Consider the following 20,622-nt stretch of genomic DNA (forward strand, 5'->3'; position numbering starts at 1 on the left):
ACGTTGGGTGGCGACGGCGATTCCGTCAGTGACCCGGCCGGGTTCGCTCCATGCTTTACCCCGCAGAAGCATCATCACAAGCGAGTCTGATCGATGCCGACCGTAAGCTGTTCTTATGCTTGAGGTGCGTCGGCTGCGTTTACTGTGCGAGTTCGCCCGCCGGGGGAGCATCGCCGCCACGGCGTCCGCGCTGGGCTACACGCCCTCGGCGGTGTCCCAGCAACTGGCGGCGCTGGAACGGGAGGCGGGGGTGCCGCTGCTGGACCGCACGGCCCGCAGCGCCGAGCTCACCGACGCCGGACGCCGCCTGGTCGACCGCGCCGAGGAGATCCTCACCCTGGTGGAGGCGGCCGAGACCGAGCTGTCGGCGCAGGCCGACATGCCGAGCGGCCGGGTGGTGGTGACCGCGTTCCCGACCGCCGCGGTGGCGTTCGCCCCGGTGCTGGTGCAGAGCCTGGCCGACCACCCGGAGCTGACGTTCGTGCTGCGGCAGACCCGTCCCGGCGACGGGATACGGCAGGTCAGCGGTGGGGAGGTGGACATCGCGCTGGTCGACGACTGGTCGGGCAACCTGCCGGAGAGGATCCCGGCGACGCTGGAGCTGTTCCGGCTGCGCCGCGATCCGGTGGTGCTGGTCGTCCCCGGGGACCACCGGCTGGCCGACCCGGAGCGGCCGGTGGACCTGCGCGAGCTGCGGGACGAGCCGTGGATGGCGGCCCCGCCGGGCGAGTCCTCCCGGCAGGCGGTGGAACGGCTGCTGGAGACCGTCGGCGGGGCGCGGAACATGCCGTGGGAGTTCGAGGGCCTGCACACCATCCTCAGCCTGGTGGCGCGCGGCATCGGCATCACGGCCGTGCCCGCGCTGGCGCTGGCCGCCGGTGACCACGGCCTGGTGGTGCGCGCCATCCCCGGCTGCACCCTGGCGCGCGAGGTGTACGCCGTGACCCGGGCCGCGAGCGTGCGGCGGCCCTCGGTGGCGGTGACGCTGCGCGCGATCTACACGGCGGCGCGGGACGCCTGGCCCGCGCCGCCCGGCGACCGGCCACGAGCGGACGGGCCCTGACCGGCCCTGACCGGCCCTTGGAGGGACACGCGAGGCGGCCCGCCCCCCGTCGGAAGGGGGCGGGCCGTCGTCATCGCGGTTGCGATCCCCGTCTCTACAGCAACCCGAGATGGAGGTCGAGAAGACCGTGATGGTGGTGGTAGCAGTAGGGGTGCCAGGGCTTCCAGTAGCAGGGATGCGACGCGGCGGAAGCCTGGGCGACCGTGGCGCGCTCCGGCGCCTGGGCCGTGGCCGTGCCCGCCAGCGGCGCCACGCTCACGGTGGCCAGGGCTGCGACGGCCGCCACGCGGCCGAGGGACTTGATCATGATTCCTCCTTCGATGCCCGATAGGACCACCTCGATCATCCCCGTGCGTAATCAATCAGTATCTGTTTGTAGTCGCATGTTTGCGGAGATCGCCGGAATCAAGATCGCCCGGCCGCGGACGCGGCGCGGGCGGCCCACCCCCGGCGGGGACGGCCGCCCGCGTCCCCTCAGCCGTAGTCGAACCAGCTTTGCATTTTGGCGGCGAACATCATGTCGCCGGAGATCTTGATCTTGCCGGTCATGACGGCGGTGACGCCGTTCAGCTCGCCCGCGCACAGCCGCAGCAGGTTGGGCAGCGACATCCGGAGGGTGACCCGGGGCTTGTCGGGCGCGCCCCGGCGGCCCTCGGCCCTGCCGTCGGCGATCACCAGCTGGTAGGTCCTCCGGTCCTCGGGCGTCTTGATCTCCCACTGGACGACGCCCCCGTCCCCGCCCGCCTTCTCGGGCACCAGCCGGGTCCCCATCAGGCCGAAGATCCGGTCGAGGACGGGGTCCACCCCGATCTCGGCGACGAACTGTTCGATGACCTTGTCGTCGACGCCCTCGGCGTTCAGCAGTTGCCGCAGCTCGCCCGGCGTGCCGACGGCGTTGAGCATGTCCTGGGGAGACCCGGGGTCGTCCGGCTCCGGGGGGTGGGCCTGGCTCATGTGCGCCTCCTCGTCGAGACCCGTCGTCCCCCCGAACTATTAACAATGGATCTAATAAGGTCAAGAGGGGGCGGCGCGGCCGACCTCGCCGAACCGGCGAGAAGAGGGGCAGATCATGACGTACCGTGGGGCGGGTCCTGACCTCTCCGGGGCGGCGCGGCCGCCGAAGCACCGACGCGGGGGCACAGCGCTCGATGCAATCACCCTCCACCACGCTCGTCACCATGCCCGCGGGCACGCCCGCCGGCATGCCCGTCACCACGCCCGCGGCGGTTCCCGCCGCCGTCCCCGCCGACCGCGCGGGGCACGGCGCGTTCGAACTGCCCCGGCTGACGGCCATGCTCCGGCACGCGCTGCCCCGCTTCGTCGAGGGCGTCATCGCCCCGGTCGCGGTCTTCTACGCCGCGTTCGCGCTGCTCGGCCTGAACGGCGCGCTGGTCGCCGCCGTCGCCTGGGTCTACGGCGGCATCGCCTGGCGCTGGCTGCGCGGGCACGGGGTTTCGGCGATGCTGCTGCTGGCCGGGCTCGGCGTCACGGCCCGCGCCGGGCTGGCGGCGTTCACCCACAGCGCGGTCCTCTACTTCCTCCAGCCGACCCTCGGCACGCTGATGGTGGCGGTCTCGTTCCTGGCCTCGGTGCCGCTCGGCCGGCCGCTCGCCCAGAAGGTGGCCACCGACATGGTGCCGATGCCCGAGGCGTTCCTGCGGCACGCCCGCGTCCGGCGCTTCTTCCGGCGCATCTCGCTGCTGTGGGCGCTGGTCTTCTTCGTCAACGCCGCCGTCAGCCTCTGGATGCTGTTCCACCAGTCGATCGGCGTGTACCTGTGGGTGCGCACCGGCCTGGTCGCCGCGCTGGGCGCGGCGGCGGTGGCGGTGTCGGTCTGGGGCTTCCGCCGCTGCCTCCACCAGGTGAACGCGGTCACGGCCTGACCCCGTCCTGATCTTTCTTGCGGCAGGAGCGAACTTCTGCGGCTTTTGGGGCGTCTCTCTTTCTCGGATAGATTCACGGCGCACGGGGTGAATCTGGGTATATGGGAGAGTTTGTGGCTTTCAAGGGTCGTGTCGGGCTTGCGGTGACCGGCGGCGCGGGCGCGGTGCTGATGCTGGCGACCGCGTGCAGCGGCGGAGGAGACAAGGGGTCGGGCGAGCTGTCGGCGGCCGACAAGAACACGGTGACGATCACGCCCGGCAACGGCACCGACAAGGTGAAGCCGGACGCGCCGATCGAGGTGCGGGCCGGCGAGGGCACCCTGGAGGGCGTCACCGTCCAGGGCAAGGGCGTGACGGTCACCGGCCAGTTGTCGGCCGACAAGAAGTCGTGGCGCTCGGACCGCACGCTGGCCCCCGGGACGTCCTACACCGTCACCGCGCAGGCCCGTCTGGACGGCAAGGTCAACACGGTGACCAGCACGTTCAAGACGCTCCGGCCGTCCAAGACGCTGACGATCACCGACATCACGCCGAACCAGAAGGGCGAGGAGGTCGGCGTCGGCATGCCGATCTTCGTGCGCTTCAACCGGCCCGTCACCGACCGGGCCGCCGTGGAGCGGGCGCTGAAGGTCACCCCCGACCACCCGGTCGAGGGCGCCTGGCGCTGGATCGACTCCCAGCAGGTCATCTACCGCACCAGGACCTACTGGAAGGCGCACCAGAAGGTGCGCTTCAACGCCGCCCTGGCCGGTGTGAACGCGGGCGGCGGCGTCTACGGCGCCAAGGACGCCGAGGCGACGCTGAACATCGGCGCCGCGCAGATCGCCACCGGCAACATCAACGGCCACCACATGACGGTCCGCCGGGACGGCAAGAAGCTGCGCACCATCCCGTTCAGCGCGGGCAACGGCACCACGCGCGAGTACACCACCACCAGCGGCGTGCACCTGCTGATGGAGAAGGCCAGCCCGGTCACCATGGTCTCGCCCGGCCGCAAGGAGGGCGACCCCGGCTACTACAAGACCGTCGTGCAGTGGGCCGTCCGGTTCTCCAACAGCGGCGAGTTCACCCACTCGGCCCCCTGGTCGGTCGGCTCCCAGGGCTCGGCGAACGTCAGCCACGGCTGCCTCAACCTGAGCCCGGCCAACGCCAAGTGGTACTACGACATCATGCAGCGCGGCGACGTGCTGAAGCTGACCGGCACCTCCCGCGAGGTCGAGTGGAACAACGGCTGGGGCTTCTGGCAGCTGCCCTTCTCCCAGTGGAAGAAGGGCAGCGCCCTGAAGGACCAGACCGCCGCGGGCACCCCCACCGCGCCCACCACGGGCGCCCCCACCACGGGGGCCGCCGGCAACTGACGCCCCCGTCCGGACCGCCGCGCGGCCCGCCGCCCCACCGCGGGGCGGCGGGCCGCGCGCCGTTCCGGGGCGTCCTTGCAACGCTTTGATCTCGGAGTCTGGGCAAATGCCCAAGTAGTGACATGCGCAACGACTTTTGTCGCTAATGTCTCCCAGACAAGGCGGGGTCTGGGGAGGTCCACGGTGCAGCGAAGGCTTGCCGCTGGGGTGCGGGCGAGTGCGGGCATGGCGGGAGCGGTACTGCTCCTGACGACCGCGTGCTCGGGTGACGGGGACGGTGGCGGCGTCACCGTCGGCGGCAACGGCGAGGCGGGTGCGCCACAGGTGACCGTCACGCCCGGCAACGGCGACGGCAAGGCCAAGCCGGAGGTGGGCGTCCAGGTCACCGTGACCGGCGGAACCCTGGAGCAGGTCACGGTCACGCGGGGCGGCAAGCCCGTCGAGGGCGCGATGGCGAACGACAAGACCGGGTGGAAGTCGCGGACCCTCAAGCCCGGTTCGAGCTACCAGGTGAACGCGGTCGCCCGCAGCCCCAAGGGCAAGACGACCACGGTCACCGCCAGGTTCTCCACGCTCAAGGCCGCGAACCCCCTGGCCGTCACCGACGTGACGCCCAGCGCGGGCGAGACCGTCGGCGTCGGGATGCCGATCATGGTGACGTTCAACCGCGCCGTGGGCGACCGCAAGGCCGTCGAGCAGGCGCTGGAGGTGAGGTCCACCAAGCCCGCCGTCGGCGCCTGGTACTGGGTGAGCGACACCCAGGTGATCTTCCGGACGCAGAACGGCCAGTACTGGAAGCCCAACCAGCGGGTCAGCCTCAAGGCGAAGCTGGCCGGGGTGAAGGCCGGCGCGAAGGTCTACGGCACCAACGACTTCACCCGCTCCTTCAAGATCGGCAACTCGCAGATCACCACGGTCAGCACCAAGACCAAGCGGGCCGTGATGAAGGTCAACGGCAAGGTCCGCAAGCAGTGGAAGATCAGTGCCGGCAAGGGCGGCCGGGTCCGCAACGGCGTCGACACCTACCTGACCACCAGCGGCATCCACCTGACCATGAGCAAGCACCTGGTCGAGCGGATGACGTCGGCGTGGATGGGCGTCACCGACAAGAAGCACCCCGAGTACTACGACCTGAAGCTGCCGCACGCGGTGCGCATCTCCGACTCGGGCGAGTACCTGCACGCCAGCCCCGACCGCTACTGGGCGTTCGGCCGCGTCAACGCCAGCCACGGCTGCGTCAACATGCCGCCGCCCATCGCCGCCTGGTACTACGGCGTCACCAACCGCGGTGACGTGGTCGTGATCACCGGCAGCAAGCGCGGCCTGGCGTGGAACAACGGCTGGAGCTACTACCAGATGCCCTGGTCCAAGTGGGTGAAGGGCAGCGCGCTGGACCGCACCGTCACCACCGGCTGACCGGATTTTTCCACGGCGCCCCCGGGGAAGACCCCGTTCCCCGGGGAACGGGCACATCATGGATACGCAGGGGAGCGCGCGCCGCCTGACGCGGCGAGGACTGAGACCGGCCCACTACGCGTTGCGGCGGACCGCGCTGTGGGCGCTGCGGCCGGTGGCGCTGCTGCGCCCCGCTCCCCGCCGCGGGGACCGCCCGCGCGTGCGGTTCCTGCTCCAGCACGCCCACGGCAGCGGCGGCACCATCCGCACCGTGCTCAACCTGAGCGGTCACCTGGCCCGCGAGCACGACGTGGAGATCGTCAGCGTGCTGAACCGCCGCGCCACCCCGTTCTTCCCGGTGGCCGACGGCGTCCGGATCGTCGTCGCCGACGACCGGCTGACCCCGCCGGCCGGCCGGACGGGGCGGCTGCTGGCCCGGGTGCCGAGCCTGCTGACCCCGGTCGACGACGCCTCGTTCCGCTCCATGAACCTGCGCGCCGACCTGCTGCTGCTGCGCGCGCTGTGGCGGCGGCCCCCGGACGTGGTGATCGGCACCCGGCCCTCGCTCAACCTGCTGGTCGCCGAGCTGGCGCCGCGCGGCACGGCGGCGGTCGGGCAGGACCACATGAACCTGGCCTCCTACCGGCCCGCGCTGCGCCGCCGGCTGGAGCGCGCCTACCGGCGGCTGGCGCTGCTGGCGGTGCTGACCGAACGCACCCGCGCCGAGTACGCCGCCGCCCTGGCCGGGGCGCCCACCCGGCTGGAGGTCGTGCCCAACGCGCTGCCCGAGCTCGGCGGCGGCCCGTCCCGGCGCGAGCACAAGGTGCTGCTGGCCGCCGGGCGCTACACCCGGCAGAAGGGGTTCGACCTGCTGCTGGACGCCTACGCGCCGCTGGCGGCCGAGTACCCGGACTGGACGCTGCGCATCTTCGGCGCCGGGCCGATGCGCGACCAGCTGCGCAAACGCGTCGCCGACCGGGGGCTGGCCGGACGGGCCGAGGTGGGCGGGCGCACCGCGAAACTGGGCGCGGAGATGGAACGGGCCGCCGTCTACGTGCTGTCCTCGCGGTTCGAGGGGATGCCGATGGTGGTGCTGGAGGCGATGAGCAAGGGGCTGCCGGTGGTGGCGTTCGACTGCCCCACCGGCCCCGCCGAGATGATCACCGATGGCGAGGACGGGCTGCTGGTGCCCGCCGAGGACGTGGCCGCGCTCACGGCGGCGCTGCGCCGGGTGATGGGCGACGCGGACCTGCGGGACCGCCTCGGCGAACGCGCGCTGCGCACCGCCGAGGAATACCGTCTGGACCGCATCGGCCCGCGGTGGGCGCGCCTGATCGCCGAACTGCGCCCCTGATCCGGACCCCTCCCCGGGCCCGGCGGCGGTCAGGGCCGGCGCCAGCCCAGATGGATCACGGCGACGTCGTCCTCCAGGCCGTCGTGGTCGGCCGAGGCGGCCTCGGCCCCGTCCACCAGCGCGTCCACGAACGCCTCGGAGTCCATGCCGGGCCCGGCGGCGGCGCGCGCCAGCCCCAGCAGCCCGGTCAGGTCCAGCCGCTCGCCGTCCGGACCGGTCCGGCCCTCGAACAGCCCGTCGGTGAACAGCACCAGGCCGCCGCCCGGAGGCAGCGGCACCTCCTCCTCGGACCAGCCGCCGAGGCCCGGCACCATGCCGAGGGCGATCCCGCCGGGCGGCTCCACCAGGTGGACCCCGCCCGCCGAGTCGTAGCACAGCAGCCCCGGATGCCCGGCCCGCACGATCAGCGCGCGGTCCCGTTCCGGCGGCAGCGTGACGCTGGTGAGGGTGACGAACGCCTCGGTGTCGTCGCGTTCGGCCAGCAGCAGGTCCTCCAGCAGCCCGACCAGCCGCGCGCCGCTCAGCCCGGCCAGCACGAACGACCGCCAGGCCACCCGCAGGCACACCCCCATGGCGGCCTCGGCCGCGCCGTGCCCGGCCACGTCACCGATCACCGCGTGCAGCGCGCCGTCGGCGGACTCCACCACGTCGAAGAAGTCGCCGCCCAGCAGCGAGTGCGCGCGGCCGGGACGGTAGCGGGTCACCACGTCGGGCCGGTCGCTGGAGATGAGGGGGCGGGGGAGCAGGCCGCGTTCCAGCCGGGCGTTCTCGGCCGCGCGCAGCCGTTCGGCCTGGAGCTCCGCCGCCGACAGCGCCACCTGCTTGCGCTGGGCGGCGTAGCGGATGGCCCGGCCCAGCCACTGGGGCTCCAGCTGCCCCTTCACCAGGTAGTCCTGCGCGCCGACCGCGACGGCGGTCAGGCCCGCCTCCTCCTCGGCCAGCCCGGTCAGCACGATCACCGCCGCGCGGGGCGCGGCGGCCAGCATCGCGTGCAGCCCCTCCAGGCCCTGGGCGTCGGGCAGGTGCAGGTCCAGCAGCACGCAGCCGGGCGAATCGCCGCCGGCCAGCACCTCGCGGGCCTGCGCCAGCGAGCGCACCCAGGTGAGCTCGGCGCGCAGCCCGCTGTCGGCCAGGAACTCCTCGATCAGCAGGGCGTCGCCCGCGTCGTCCTCGACCAGCAGCAGACGGCCGAGCCCACCGCCCTCGAGCGCACCGGGAGCCCATGCGGCCGTCACGGGTCCTCCCGGCGCTCCGGCCGTCCCGGTCACATCCACTCCCGCCCTCGCGTCGTCCCTCGCGTCGGCCGCCGGATCGCGGACGACACGATGATCGAACAATAGTGGTCAATGGACCAGGAAAACGCTACCGCTTCACGGGCGTTCGCAGCGGGCGAGTCAGGTCACTGCAACGCTCCGGCGAGCGCGCCCGCGGGCGGGGTCAGCCGCCGGTCCGCGCGGCGGCCGCCCCGCCCGCGCCGACCAGGTCGTTGCTCGCCCCGGCGGCCAGCCAGGCGGCCTCGTGCCGGGGCATCATCCGGCGCGCCTGCCGGGTGACGGTCGCGGGCAGCGCGGCCCGCACCACCTGCATGGCGGGCAGCCACGCCTGCCCGTACACGTGCGGGCGGCGCGCGGCGATCCCGGCGAGCAGCCGCGCCACCGTGGGCCCGAGCGGGTAGGTGCGGTTGGCGGGGAACGGCAGGCCCGCCCGCATCTCGCGCAGCGCCGCGTTGCGGTCCGCGCCGCGCACCATCTCGGTGTCGGTCCAGCTCAGGTAGCCGATCCCGACGGTCACGCCGTGATGGGCGACCTCGGCGCGCAGGCTGTGCGCGAACGCCTCCACGCCCGACTTGCTGGCGCAGTAGGCCGCCATCATCGGCGCGGCGGTCAGCGCCGCCAGCGACGCGACCTGGAAGAAGTGGCCCCGGCTCTCGCGCAGCGCGGGCAGGAAGGCCCGGGCGGTGTTGACGCTGCCGAGCAGGTTGACCTCGATCACCTTGTTGAAGGTGCGGGGGTCGGAGTGCTCGACGGGGCCGCCGGTGGCGATCCCGGCGTTGGCGACCACCACGTCGATCCGGCCGTAGTGCGCGGCGACCTCGGCGGCGACCCGGGCCAGCGCCTCGGGGTCGGTGACGTCCACCTCCCACCACCGCGCGCCGGGCCCGCACCGGCGGGCCGCCGCCGCCAGCCGCTCGGGCTCCAGCCCGAGCAGCGCCACCCGCGCCCCGGCCGACGCCGCGCCGCGGGCGAGCATCGCGCCCAGCCCGCGCGCCGCACCCGTCACCACGACGACCCCGCCCCCGAAGTTCGTGTTCCCGCCCAACGCACACCGCCTCGACATCGCACTGCCTACCTGCCGGTAACCCACCGGCCCGGGCCAGAGTAGACCATCCGTCCAATAGCTGCCGGGCCGGGCCCGGTTAACCTCGCGCGATGAACGCCGAATGGGCCCCCGAACGCGAGACCACGCCCGCGCAGGCCGCCGCCCTGGTCGGCGCGCGGTTCCCCCGGCTGCGCGGCGTCCCGGCGCGACCGCTGGCCACCGGCTGGGACAACACCGTCTTCCAGGTCGGCGACCGGCTGTTCCGCTTCCCGCGCCGCGCCGTCGCGGTCCCCGGCGTCGAACGCGAGATCGCCGTGCTGCCCGCGCTGGCCGGGCGGCTGCCGCTGCCCGTCCCGGTCCCCGACCTGGTGGGGGAACCGTCCCCGGAGTTCCCCTGGCCGTTCTGGGGCGCGCGGATGATCCCCGGCCGGGAGCTGGCCGACAGCGGGCTGCCGCAGGACCGGCGCGCCCGCGCGGCGGCGGACGCCGGGGCGTTCCTGCGTGCCCTGCACGCCCCGGACCTGGCGGCCGAGCTGGGCGACCGGCTGCCGTACGACCCGATCCGGCGGGGTGTCCCGTCCGAACGGGCCGCCCGGGCCGCCGAACGCCTCGGCCGCCTGGCCCGGCGGGGCGCCTGGGAGCGCGACCGCGCCGTCGAGGCCCTGCTGGACGCCGCCCGGACGATGCCGGAGCCCTCCGGCCCGGCCGTGGTCAGCCACGGGGACCTGCACGTCCGGCACCTGCTGGTCGACGGGGAGGGCCGGGCGTGCGGCGTCATCGACTGGGGCGACCTGTGCCTGGCCGACCCCGCCGTCGATCTGTCGCTGGCCTACGGCGGGTTCGCCGGGCCCGCCCGGCGGGCGTTCCTGGAGGCCTACGGACCGGTGGCCCGGGAACGGGAGGACGCGGCGCGGGTGCTGGCGGTGATGCTGTGCGCGGCGCTCGCCGAGTACGCCGCCGCGACCGGCCGCGCCGCGCTGCTGCGGGAGTCCCTGGCGGGCATCGGCCGGGCGGCGCGCGACTAGGGCGTGTCTCCAAGCCCTCGCCTCCGGCTTCGGGCCCGCAGGTCAGGGAACGCGCTCGCGTGCGTGGTCGAGGCCCGCGTCGGAACGGGCCCTAGGACGACAGGTAGACGCGGACCTCGGTGCCCTCGGGGCCGGTGTGCAGCCGGACCAGGTCGGCGATGTGGTTGACCATCAGCAGGCCGCGCCCCCCGTTGGTCGCCAGCTCGGCGGGGATGCGCCCGACCAGCGGATCGGTGATCGTCCCGGTGTCGCGGACCGCGCAGACCACCTGCCCGCCCTCGGCCCAGACCAGCAGGGTGCCCGTGCCGTCGGCGTGGACGATCGAGTTGGCGGCCAGCTCGTTGACCGCCAGCTCCAGGTCGTCGGCGCGGCGCGCCGACAGGCCGAGCGCGGCGGCGTGGTCGCGGGCGAACTGCCGGACCCGCGGCAGCGCGTCGTGGTCGAAGCGCAGCCGGTTGGCGTCCGCCGGGGGAGCGGGCAGCGGCCGGTTGTAGGCGGCGACGATCCGTTCGGGCGCGTAGGCGTCGCTGTCGTGGGACCCGTCCCGGTCCAGGAGGGTCGGGTGGGTCGCCCGGGCGTCCTCCAGGATGGGCTCGGGCAGCCCCTTGGTGTCGTAGGGGCACAGGATCGAGACCCGGCGGCCGCTGAACGCCAGGTTGATCAGCGCCTCGTGGGTCACGCAGGCCGGGTACTCCAGCGCCGAGCGGCCCGGCCAGATCGGCTCGCCGATGATCCGGACCCGCCGGTCGCGGGGGTGCCGGTCGGCGAACGCGCGCAGCACGCCGGGGATGATGCGGCCGGGGTTGCGCCCGGCCCTGGTCATGTCCAGCCACACGACCCGCACGGCGTCCGCGCCGAGCGCGTCGCGCAGCAGCGTCAGCTGGCGTCCGGGCACCGCGACCGCGACCGGCTGGCCGTCCGCCAGCCCGGCGCTCAGGAACGGCACGGTCCCGGCGAGGTACTCGTCATCGTTCCCGTAGAACAGCGCCGGATGGACGAACGGGGCACCGGTCAGTGGGGCCGACCGGGTCATCATGGGTTCGTCACCTCGGGTGGGGGAGTCTGCGGGGACACCTTGTCGAGAGTACGCACTTCCGGTGACAGAAGGCGACGCGGGACCTCCCCTCGCGGTACGGAGACCCCCGCGTGAGCCGTCGTCACCGTGACCGCTACCCCGAGGAAAACCCCGGAAACCGGCACTTCGGGACGGAATGTCAGGGGCGCAGCAGGGCGGCGTCCACCACGTCGGAGAACCGTTCCCGGTCGCGGTAGGCGGCGCGCTGCCGGTCCGCGCCGGTCCCGCGCGTCAGCAGGGACCGCAGCCCGGCGCGGACGCGCGCCAGGTCGCCGTTGTCGCGCAGCGCGGGCGCGGCGCGCGCCATCATGGCGCGGGCCAGGTCGGCGAACCGGGCGGGGCGTCCGGTGCACACGTCGACGCCGTCGCCCGCCAGCCCGTAACGGGCCGCCAGCCAGTACGCGGCCCGCAGCATCTCGGGGGCCGGGTCGGGCGCGGGACGGCCCGCCTCGACGTCGCCGAGCGCCGCCTGCGCCAGCCCCCGGACCAGCGCGGCGAACAGCGCCGCCTCGTCGGCGGTCAGCGCGACGTCCCCGAGCCGGACCTCCAGCGTCGGGAACCGCGCCGACGGCCGCACGTCCCAGAAGATCGTGCCGGCGTCCATCAACGCCCCGCACCCCAGCAGCACGGCGACCAGTTCCTCGTAGTGCGCGGTTGACCGGAAGAACGGCGGGGGACCGGCCACCGGCCACCGCGCCCACGCCATGACCCGCCAGCAGACGTGGCCGGTGTCGCGGCCCGCCCAGTAGGGGGAGTTGGCGGCCAGCGCCAGCAGCGTCGGCAGCCAGGGCCGCAGGTGGTTGCTCACCCGCACCGCGTGGTCCAGGTCGGGCATCTCGACGTGCACGTGGCAGGAGGCGATGCACTGCTCGTCGTCCAACGCCCGGTAGGTCGCCAGGCTGTCGGCGTACCGGCCGCCCGCCGCGATCGGCGGCGGCACCAGCTCGCCCAGCACCGGCGTGCCGGTCGCGGCCAGCCGCACCCCCTCGGCCTCGGCGGCGGCGGCCATCGCCGCGCGCATCGCGTGGATCTGCTCGGTCAGCTTGTCCAGATCGTCGCAGGGAGAGGTCTTGGCCTCGGCGAGGAAGGCGATCAGCTCGGTCGAGGCGCGGTCGCCGAGCGTCCCACCCGCGCGCCGCACCACCGCGGCGGCGCGGGGGACGACCGCGCGGGAGACCGGGTCGACGACGAAGTACTCCTCCTCGATTCCGAACCGAAGGGCCATCCCACCACCTCGTGTCGGGGTCACTTCGACGGTACGTCGCGGCGGCCCCGTTCGCACGCACCGCCGCCCCGGGTCCGCCCCGGGTCCGGCCCGCGTCCGGCCCGCGTCCGGCCCCGGCCTCCCGGAACGACCCGTGGGGGACCCCGGTGGCGGCCCGCGAGTACCCGCTCTCTTACGATCCCTGCCATGACGGTGCCGCCTGAACGACTCGAACTGGCCGCCGCCTTCCCCCCGGCCGAGCGGGACCGGTGGCGGGAGATGGTGAAGGGGGTGCTGCGCAGGACCGGCGCGGCGACCGACGACACCCCCCTGGAGGAGATCGAGGGTCTGCTGACCCGCACGTCCTACGACGGCGTGCCGATCACCGCGCTCTACACCGCCGCCGACACCGCGCCCGGCCGCCCCGGACTGGCCTCGCGGGTGCGCGAGGTGCGCCCGGACGGCGAGGGGCTGGCCGGATGGGACGTGCGGCAGCGGCACGCCCGTCCCGACGCCGCCGCCACCCGCGAGGCGATCCTCGCCGACCTGGAGAACGGCGTCACCTCGGTCTGGCTGACCCTCGGCGACGCGGGACTGCCCGTGGCGGCCCTCCCCGAGGCCCTGCGCGGCGTCCTGGTCGACCTGGCCCCGGTCGTGCTGGACGCCGGGGAGCACGCGGCCGAGGCCGCCGAGACGTTCCTGGCGCTGGTCACCGAGCAGGGCAAGAACGGCACCGCGCTGGGCAACCTGGGCCTCGACCCGATCGGCCTGACCGCCCGGACCGGCGCCGCCGCCCCGCCGGCGCCCGCCGCCGGACTGGCCGCCCGGGTCGCCCGCGAGTTCCCCGGGCTGCGCACCCTCACCGTGGACGCCACGCCGTACCACGACGCGGGCGGAAGCGACGCCGACGAGCTCGGCGCGGCCGTCGCCACCGGCGTCGCCTACCTGCGGGCCCTCACCGACGCCGGGCTGGGGGTGGACGAGGCGTTCGGGCAGATCGAGTTCCGGCTCGCCGTCAACGCCGACCAGTTCCTGTCGATCGCCAAGCTGCGCGCCGCCCGCCGCCTGTGGGCCCGCGTCGCCGAGGTGAGCGGCGCGGCCGAGGGCACCGTCGCGCGGATCCACGCCGTGACCTCGTCGGCGATGATGACCCGCCGCGACCCGTGGGTGAACATGCTGCGCACCACCGTCGCCTGCTTCGCCGCCGGGGTCGGCGGCGCGGACGCCGTCACCGTGCAGCCGTTCGACGCCCGGCTGGGCCTGCCCGACGACTTCTCCCGCCGCATCGCCCGCAACACCCAGACCCTCCTGCTGGAGGAGTCGAGCCTGGCCCGCGTCGTCGACCCGGCGGGCGGCTCCTGGTACGTCGAGCGGATCACCGAGGACCTCGCCAGGACCGCCTGGGAGTGGTTCACCGAGATCGAGAAGGCGGGCGGCGCCGCCGCCGCGCTGGAGTCCGGCAAGATCGCCGGGCGGGTCGCCGCGACCTGGGAGCGCCGCCGCCGCGACGTCGCGCGCCGCAGGGCCCCGCTCACCGGCGTCAGCGAGTTCCCCAACCTGGCCGAGAAACTGCCCGAACGCGACCCCGCCCCGGAGCGCCCCGTCCGGACCGGCGGAGGTCTGCCGGTGATCACCTACGCGCGGGACTTCGAGGCGCTGCGCGACCGCAGCGACGCCCACCTCGCGGCCACCGGGGCCCGCCCTAGGGTGTACCTGGCCACGCTCGGGCCCGTCGCCGTGCACACCGCGCGCGCCACGTTCGCCGCCAACCTGTTCCGGGCCGGCGGCATCGAGACCGTCTCCGGGCCGCCGGAGGACTTCGCCGCGTCCGGCGCCACCGTCGCCTGCCTGGCCTCCAGCGACAGGCTGTACGACGAGGGCGCCGCCGGGGCCGCCCGCGCGCTCAAGGAAGCCGGAGCCATGAAGGTGTGGCTGGCGGGTAAGGGCGACTACGAGGGCGTGGACGACCGCGTCTTCGCGGGCTGCGACGCGGTCGCCGTGCTGGAGACCACCCTCAGCGATCTGGGAGTGAACTGATGATCCCCGACTTCTCCGAGATCGGGCTCGGCCCGGCGACGCCCGCCGACGAGGCCGCCGCGCGGTGGCGGGCGGCCGCCGAGGCCGCCGGGCACGACGTGGCCGCCCAGACCTGGGACACCCCCGAGGGCATCGGCGTGCCGCCGCTCTACACCGCCGCCGACCTGGGCGACGTCGACTTCCTCGACACGCTGCCCGGCATCGCCCCCTACCTGCGCGGCCCCTACCCGGCGATGTACGCCACCCAGCCGTGGACGATCCGCCAGTACGCCGGGTTCTCCACCGCCGAGGAGTCCAACGCGTTCTACCGGCGCAACCTGGCCGCCGGGCAGAAGGGCCTGTCGGTCGCCTTCGACCTGGCCACCCACCGCGGCTACGACTCCGACCACCCGCGCGTGGCCGGCGACGTCGGCATGGCGGGCGTGGCGATCGACTCCATCTACGACATGCGGCAGCTGTTCGACGGGATCCCCCTCGACGAGATGTCGGTGTCGATGACCATGAACGGCGCGGTGCTGCCCGTCCTGGCGCTCTACATCGCCGCCGCCGAGGAGCAGGGGGTGGCGCCCGAGCAGCTCGCGGGCACCATCCAGAACGACATCCTCAAGGAGTTCATGGTCCGCAACACCTACATCTACCCGCCGGGGCCGTCGATGCGGATCATCTCCGACATCTTCGCGTTCACCTCGCAGCGGATGCCGAAGTACAACTCCATCTCGATCTCCGGCTACCACATCCAGGAGGCCGGGGCCACCGCCGACCTGGAGCTGGCCTACACCCTCGCCGACGGGGTGGAGTACATCCGGGCCGGGCGCGAGGCGGGGCTGGACATCGACGCGTTCGCGCCGCGGCTGTCGTTCTTCTGGGCGATCGGCATGAACTTCTTCATGGAGGTCGCCAAGCTGCGCGCCGCCCGCCTGCTGTGGGCGAAGCTCGTCGGGGGGTTCGGCCCGCGCAACCCCAAGTCGCTGAGCCTGCGCACCCACTCGCAGACCTCCGGCTGGTCGCTGACCGCGCAGGACGTGTTCAACAACGTCGCCCGCACCTGCGTCGAGGCGATGGCCGCCACCCAGGGCCACACCCAGTCGCTGCACACCAACGCCCTGGACGAGGCGCTGGCGCTGCCGACCGACTTCTCCGCCCGCATCGCCCGCAACACCCAGCTGCTGCTCCAGCAGGAGTCGGGCACCACCCGCACCATCGACCCGTGGGGCGGCAGCCACTACGTCGAACGCCTCACCTACGACCTGGCCCGCCGCGCCTGGGGGCACATCACCGAGGTCGAGCGGGCGGGCGGCATGGCCCGGGCCATCGACGAGGGCCTGCCCAAGCTGCGCATCGAGGAGGCCGCCGCCCGCACCCAGGCCCGCATCGACTCCGGCCGCCAGCCGGTCGTCGGCGTCAACAAGTACCGCCCCGACGCCGACGAGCCGATCGAGGTCCTCAAGGTCGACAACGCCGCCGTCCGCGCCCAGCAGATCGAGAAGCTGCGGCGGCTGCGCGCCGAACGCGACGAGGCCGGGGCGCAGGCCGCCCTCGCCGCGCTCACCAAGGCCGCCGAGGCCGCCGAGAACGGCACCCGCGGCCCCGGCCTCGACCAGAACCTGCTGGCGCTGTCCATCGACGCCGCCCGCGCCAAGGCCACCGTCGGGGAGATCTCCGACGCGCTGGAGAGGGTGTACGGGCGGCACGCCGCGCAGATCCGTACCATCTCCGGCGTGTACCGCGAGGAGGCCGGAAAGGTGACCGCCATCGAGAAGGCCAGGGCCGCGACCGCCGCGTTCGCCGAGGCCGAGGGCCGCCGCCCGCGCATCCTGGTCGCCAAGATGGGCCAGGACGGCCACGACCGGGGCCAGAAGGTGATCGCCACCGGGTTCGCCGACCTCGGCTTCGACGTCGACGTGGGCCCGCTGTTCCAGACGCCCGAGGAGGTCGCGCTCCAGGCCGTCGAGGCCGACGTGCACGTCGTCGGCGTCAACTCGCTGGCCGCCGGGCACCTGACCCTCGTCCCGGCGCTGCGCGAGGAGCTGGCGAAGCTGGGCCGCGACGACATCATGATCGTCGTGGGCGGGGTGATCCCGCCGCAGGACTTCGACGAGCTGCGCGCGGCGGGCGCGGCCGCGATCTTCCCGCCCGGCACCGTCCTCGCCGAGGCCGCCCTCGGGCTGCTGGAGGACCTGTCCGGCCGGCTGGGGCACCGCGCCGCATGAGCGGACCCGCGCTCCAGGACTACGTCAAGGGCGTGCGGGAGGGCTCCCGGGCGTGGATCGCACGCGCGATCACGCTCGTGGAGTCCTCCCGGGCCGACCACCGCGCACTGGCCCAGCGCCTGCTGGTGGAGCTGACCCCGCACACCGGGGACGCCCGCCGCGTCGGCATCACCGGCGTGCCGGGGGTCGGCAAGTCCACGTTCATCGACGCGCTCGGCGGCAACCTCACCGCCGCCGGGCACAAGGTGGCGGTGCTGGCCGTCGACCCCTCCTCCACCCGCACCGGCGGCAGCATCCTGGGCGACAAGACCCGGATGGGGCGGCTGGCGGTCGATCCCCGCGCGTTCATCCGGCCCTCGCCCACGGCGGGCACCCTCGGCGGCGTCGCCAAGGCCACCCGCGAGGCGATGGTCGTGATGGAGGCGGCCGGGTACGACGTGGTGCTGGTCGAGACCGTCGGGGTCGGGCAGTCGGAGACGGCGGTCGCGGAGATGGTGGACTCGTTCCTGTTCCTCACCCTGGCCCGCACCGGCGACCAGCTCCAGGGGATCAAGAAGGGCGTGCTGGAGCTGGCCGACGTCATCGCCGTCAACAAGGCCGACGGCCCCCACGAGATGGAGGCCAGGAAGGCCGCGCGGGAGCTGTCGGGGGCGCTGCGGCTGCTGCGCAGCGACGAGCGCGTCCACGACACCCCCGTCCTGACGTGCAGCGCCAAGGAGAACACCGGGCTGGACGAGGTCTGGCGCACGATCGTCGGGCACCAGGACCGGCTGCGCGCCTCCGGCGAGCTGGCCGAGCGCCGCCGCCGCCAGCAGGTCGGCTGGACCTGGCAGATGGTCCGCGACCGGCTGCTGGCCGAGCTGCACGCCCACCCGGCCGTCCGCGCGCTCGCGCCGGAGCTGGAGGCGCAGGTCGCCGCGGGGACGCTGACGCCGGCGCTGGCCGCCGACCGTATCCTGGAGGCGTTCACCCGCTGATCACGTATCCGGCTTTCCCGGTAACGGTTGGCGCGGGTCCCGGCCGTGCGGCGGCGAAATCCGGTAGAACAGGCGGATGGACGTCACCGCGCTCGATGATCCGACGGACGCGCAGATCCGGCAGTGGCACGCCGTCCTGACGGCCGTGCACGCCGCCGACCCCGCGGGGGAGCCCGCGCCCGAGCTGGAGCAGACCATGGCCCGGCTGCTGGGCGTCGAACCGGGCGGCCGGCAGCGGCTCTGGACGGCCGTGTCGGACGGCCGGGTGATCGCGGTCGCGACGCTGCGGCTGCCCGGCGAGCCCGGCGCGGCCCGGCCCGGTGAGATCGACATCCAGGTGCGGCCCGAGCACCGGCGGCGCGGGATCGGCCGCCGCCTGCTGACCGTGGCCGCCGAGGGGCTGCGCGCCGACGGCCGCTCCAGCGTGATCGCGCAGGTGCTGGAGGGGACGCCCGCCGTGCCGTTCCTGGAGGCGCACGGGTTCCGCTGCGTGCTGACGCTGCGCGGCCTGCTGCTGGACATGGCCGACGTCCCGCCGGAGCGCACGGCCGCGCTGCTGGCGTCCGGCCCCGGCGGCTACGGCCTGGTCCGCTGGCGCGGCGTGGTGCCCGACGAGCACGCCGAGGCCCTCGCCCACGCCAAGCACGCCATGGCGGACCTGGCGCAGTACGAGGGCGCGCCCTGGGACGCCCACCGGGTGCGGGAGATGGCCGAGATGGTCGCCAAGCGCGGCGACGAGCTCTACACCGTCGCGGCCGTCCGGGACGGCGTGATCGCCGGGTTCACCGAGGTCGTGGTCCCGGCCGACAGTCCCGTCCGGGCCGCCCAGTACGACACCGCCGTGGTGCCCGAGCACCGGGGCCGCCGCCTGGGCATCCGGGTCAAGGCCGCGATGCTGGACTGGCTGCGCGCCGAGCGCCCCGAGGTCCGCGAGATCGAGACCGACAACGCCGGGGACAACGTCCACATGCTCGCCGTCAACAGGGAGCTGGGCTTCCGCCCGCAACGCGAGTCCCGCGAGTACCAGGCCGACGCGACCGACCTGCCGACCTGATCCCGGGGTTTTCCACAGAACGGGGTTCGGCATGGCGGCCGCCACGAGCGGACGTCCAGGCTGAACCCCATGACCCCGAACCCGAGAAACCCCGACCACGAGCCCTCCGCTCCCACCCACCCCACCCCCGAGCAACCACACTCCGAGCCGCCGGACATCGCGCCCCCGATTCCCACGCGGCCGGACCACGCGTTGTCGGACTCCAAGGCCCCCGGTACCACCCGGTGGGACCCCCCTCCGCCGGACTCCGAGCGACCGCACTCCGAACAGCCGAGCCGTGTACCGCCGGACCCCGCACGACCGGATCCTGAGCCGCCAGAGATCAGACCGCCGCTTCTCGCACGGGGCCGTGCGGGAGCGGACTCCAAGGCGTCCCACGGTGCGCGGCAGGATCCCAGGCCATCAGACTCCGGGCCACCGAGTCTGATGCTGCCGGGCCGCATACCACTGCCGCCGACCCCCGCATGGAAAGATCCCGAGCCGCCGATCCCCGAACGGCCGAGCCTCGCGCAGTCGAACGCCGAACATCGGAATGCCGAGCGGCCAGGCTCCGTGCAGCCGGTGTCGGAACGGTCGGATGCCACCCGCATGGATTCCGGGCCGCCGGCTCCCGAGCGCCCGGACTTCGTGCGGTTGAACGTCGAACATCGGAATGCCGTGCGGCCGGGCTTCGTGCGGCTGGTGTCGGAACGGTCGGATGCCACCCGCATGGATTCCGGGCCGCCGACTCCCGGGCGCCCGGATCCCACATGGTCGGGTGCCGTGCGGCGGGGTGCCGCGCATCTGGGGACTGAGCGGCTGGACTCCTCCCGGTCGGGCCTCGTACGCCCGGATCCCGACTGGTCGGACGCCGGGCGGGCGGGCGGTGCCGTGCGGTCGGGTGATTCGGCGGGATCGGGCGCGGGACGGGGTGCGCTGGCCGTTCCGGAGACGGTCATCAGCCGGTTCCTGGTGGTGGCCGCAGGGAGGGGCGGGCTTCCGGACCTTGGTGGTCTTCTCGGCGCGGGGACGTTGGCCGATACGGCGCGGAGGCTGCTCCGGGCCGGGCGGATCACCGTCAGCGGGCATGACGTGCCCACGCCGTGGAGTTCCCGGCTGCCCACGATCGGGTGCCTTCCGGACGACACGGTGGACGCGGTGCTGGACGCGCGGCGGCATGTCCTGGTCTCCGGGGCGGCCGTGCCCGCCGAGCAGCCCCGGCATGCCCAGGCGGTCCGGCTCGTCGCCCGGGTGCTCGCGGCCGAGCTGGAGGGGCGCGTCGTGGATCTGGAATCCCATCGCCTTCTGTCCCCGGGGGAGGGAGTGGCCGACGAGCCGGAACGGTTCCGCCTCGATGCGGAGTGGTTCGGTGTGTTCCTGACGGGCGCGGGGCCCGGCAGGGCGCGTGCCGACACCTATGGGCTGCATCGCTTCGGAGCGCCCGAGCTGGTGCTCCGGGATGTCCTGTACGGCGACCTGCCCGCCGCCGTGGATCTGCTGGGCGACGCGGCCCGGTGGCTGTACGCCGAGTTCGCCGCGGAGGCCGCGCGGGGAGCGCGCACGGTTCCGGTTCCCCAGGGGCTGACCGTGACCGGGGCGGGCTGTCCCGGCTGCGGCACCGCCCTCGTCCTTCCGCGCCGGAACGGGGACGGAGCGCCGTGACCGGCGGAAAAATGCGTTGCCCCGAGC

17 protein-coding genes are annotated in these 20,622 nt (G+C 74.1%); 11 read left to right on the forward strand and 6 right to left on the reverse strand.

What is annotated here, in order from left to right:
* The first annotated feature begins 115 nt into the window (after positions 1-115).
* The gene (locus tag HNR61_RS19960; protein ID WP_182844703.1) at positions 116-1,063 is read left to right on the forward strand and encodes a LysR family transcriptional regulator; all 948 of its coding nucleotides are present in this window, start codon (positions 116-118) and stop codon (positions 1,061-1,063) included.
* Between the two features lie 94 nt (positions 1,064-1,157).
* On the opposite strand, the gene HNR61_RS19965 is transcribed toward HNR61_RS19960, so the two are convergent.
* Together HNR61_RS19965 and HNR61_RS19970 are read right to left on the reverse strand one after the other, a co-directional pair.
* On the reverse strand, positions 1,158-1,370 hold the full coding sequence (locus HNR61_RS19965) for a hypothetical protein (RefSeq protein WP_182844704.1): 213 nt from the start codon (positions 1,368-1,370) through the stop codon (positions 1,158-1,160).
* Positions 1,371-1,537: 167 nt separating this feature from the next.
* Complete coding sequence (locus HNR61_RS19970) at positions 1,538-2,017, reverse strand: SCP2 sterol-binding domain-containing protein (protein ID WP_182844705.1); 480 nt, start codon at positions 2,015-2,017, stop codon at positions 1,538-1,540.
* Positions 2,018-2,241: 224 nt separating this feature from the next.
* On the opposite strand from HNR61_RS19970, the gene HNR61_RS19975 reads away from it, so the two are divergent.
* The 4 genes from HNR61_RS19975 to HNR61_RS19990 all read left to right on the forward strand — a co-directional run bounded on the left by HNR61_RS19975 (position 2,242) and on the right by HNR61_RS19990 (position 7,053).
* On the forward strand, positions 2,242-2,946 hold the full coding sequence (locus HNR61_RS19975; RefSeq protein WP_246443235.1) for a VC0807 family protein: 705 nt from the start codon (positions 2,242-2,244) through the stop codon (positions 2,944-2,946).
* A 113-nt stretch (positions 2,947-3,059) separates the two neighbouring features.
* Entirely contained in the window at positions 3,060-4,304 is a 1,245-nt protein-coding gene (locus tag HNR61_RS19980; protein WP_182844706.1) for a L,D-transpeptidase, read from the forward strand.
* Positions 4,305-4,529: 225 nt separating this feature from the next.
* On the forward strand, positions 4,530-5,720 hold the full coding sequence (locus tag HNR61_RS19985; protein WP_182844707.1) for a L,D-transpeptidase: 1,191 nt from the start codon (positions 4,530-4,532) through the stop codon (positions 5,718-5,720).
* A 58-nt stretch (positions 5,721-5,778) separates the two neighbouring features.
* A complete protein-coding gene (locus HNR61_RS19990) occupies positions 5,779-7,053 on the forward strand; it encodes a glycosyltransferase family 4 protein (RefSeq protein WP_182844708.1) in 1,275 nt (424 codons plus the stop codon).
* 29 nt (positions 7,054-7,082) lie between these two features.
* Here HNR61_RS19990 and HNR61_RS19995 read toward each other — a convergent pair whose 3' ends face one another.
* Positions 7,083-8,288 (reverse strand): PP2C family protein-serine/threonine phosphatase, encoded by a 1,206-nt coding sequence (locus tag HNR61_RS19995; protein ID WP_182844709.1) that lies wholly within the window; start codon positions 8,286-8,288, stop codon positions 7,083-7,085.
* 202 nt (positions 8,289-8,490) lie between these two features.
* A complete protein-coding gene (locus HNR61_RS20000; RefSeq protein WP_281400518.1) occupies positions 8,491-9,372 on the reverse strand; it encodes an SDR family oxidoreductase in 882 nt (293 codons plus the stop codon).
* A gap of 110 nt (positions 9,373-9,482) precedes the next feature.
* On the opposite strand from HNR61_RS20000, the gene HNR61_RS20005 reads away from it, so the two are divergent.
* Entirely contained in the window at positions 9,483-10,397 is a 915-nt protein-coding gene (locus HNR61_RS20005) for a phosphotransferase (protein WP_182844711.1), read from the forward strand.
* 91 nt (positions 10,398-10,488) lie between these two features.
* Here the strand turns inward: HNR61_RS20005 and HNR61_RS20010 are convergent, their stop codons facing one another.
* On the reverse strand, positions 10,489-11,433 hold the full coding sequence (locus HNR61_RS20010; protein ID WP_246443238.1) for an anti-sigma factor RsbA family regulatory protein: 945 nt from the start codon (positions 11,431-11,433) through the stop codon (positions 10,489-10,491).
* Between the two features lie 178 nt (positions 11,434-11,611).
* The gene (locus HNR61_RS20015) at positions 11,612-12,697 is read right to left on the reverse strand and encodes a carboxylate-amine ligase (protein WP_182844712.1); all 1,086 of its coding nucleotides are present in this window, start codon (positions 12,695-12,697) and stop codon (positions 11,612-11,614) included.
* A 186-nt stretch (positions 12,698-12,883) separates the two neighbouring features.
* Here HNR61_RS20015 and HNR61_RS20020 point away from each other — a divergent pair, with 186 nt between their 5' ends.
* The 5 genes from HNR61_RS20020 to HNR61_RS20040 all read left to right on the forward strand — a co-directional run bounded on the left by HNR61_RS20020 (position 12,884) and on the right by HNR61_RS20040 (position 20,595).
* On the forward strand, positions 12,884-14,713 hold the full coding sequence (locus HNR61_RS20020; RefSeq protein WP_182844713.1) for a methylmalonyl-CoA mutase family protein: 1,830 nt from the start codon (positions 12,884-12,886) through the stop codon (positions 14,711-14,713).
* Positions 14,713-16,923, forward strand: a complete 2,211-nt coding sequence (scpA, locus tag HNR61_RS20025; RefSeq protein WP_182844714.1) for a methylmalonyl-CoA mutase — start codon at positions 14,713-14,715, stop codon at positions 16,921-16,923. The genes HNR61_RS20020 and scpA overlap by 1 nt, the downstream gene beginning before the upstream one ends.
* Positions 16,920-17,900, forward strand: coding sequence for a methylmalonyl Co-A mutase-associated GTPase MeaB (meaB, locus tag HNR61_RS20030; RefSeq protein ID WP_182844715.1), 981 nt, complete (start codon positions 16,920-16,922; stop codon positions 17,898-17,900). Before scpA ends, meaB begins: the two co-directional genes overlap by 4 nt.
* 76 nt (positions 17,901-17,976) lie before the next feature.
* Positions 17,977-18,954: a GNAT family N-acetyltransferase gene (locus HNR61_RS20035; RefSeq protein WP_182844716.1), complete on the forward strand. Its 978-nt coding sequence runs from the start codon at positions 17,977-17,979 to the stop codon at positions 18,952-18,954.
* Positions 18,955-19,380: 426 nt separating this feature from the next.
* Positions 19,381-20,595, forward strand: coding sequence for a hypothetical protein (locus HNR61_RS20040; protein ID WP_182844717.1), 1,215 nt, complete (start codon positions 19,381-19,383; stop codon positions 20,593-20,595).
* Positions 20,596-20,622 lie beyond the last annotated feature (27 nt).

The organism is Actinomadura kijaniata (assembly GCF_014138665.1).
Taxonomy (GTDB): domain Bacteria; phylum Actinomycetota; class Actinomycetes; order Streptosporangiales; family Streptosporangiaceae; genus Spirillospora; species Spirillospora kijaniata.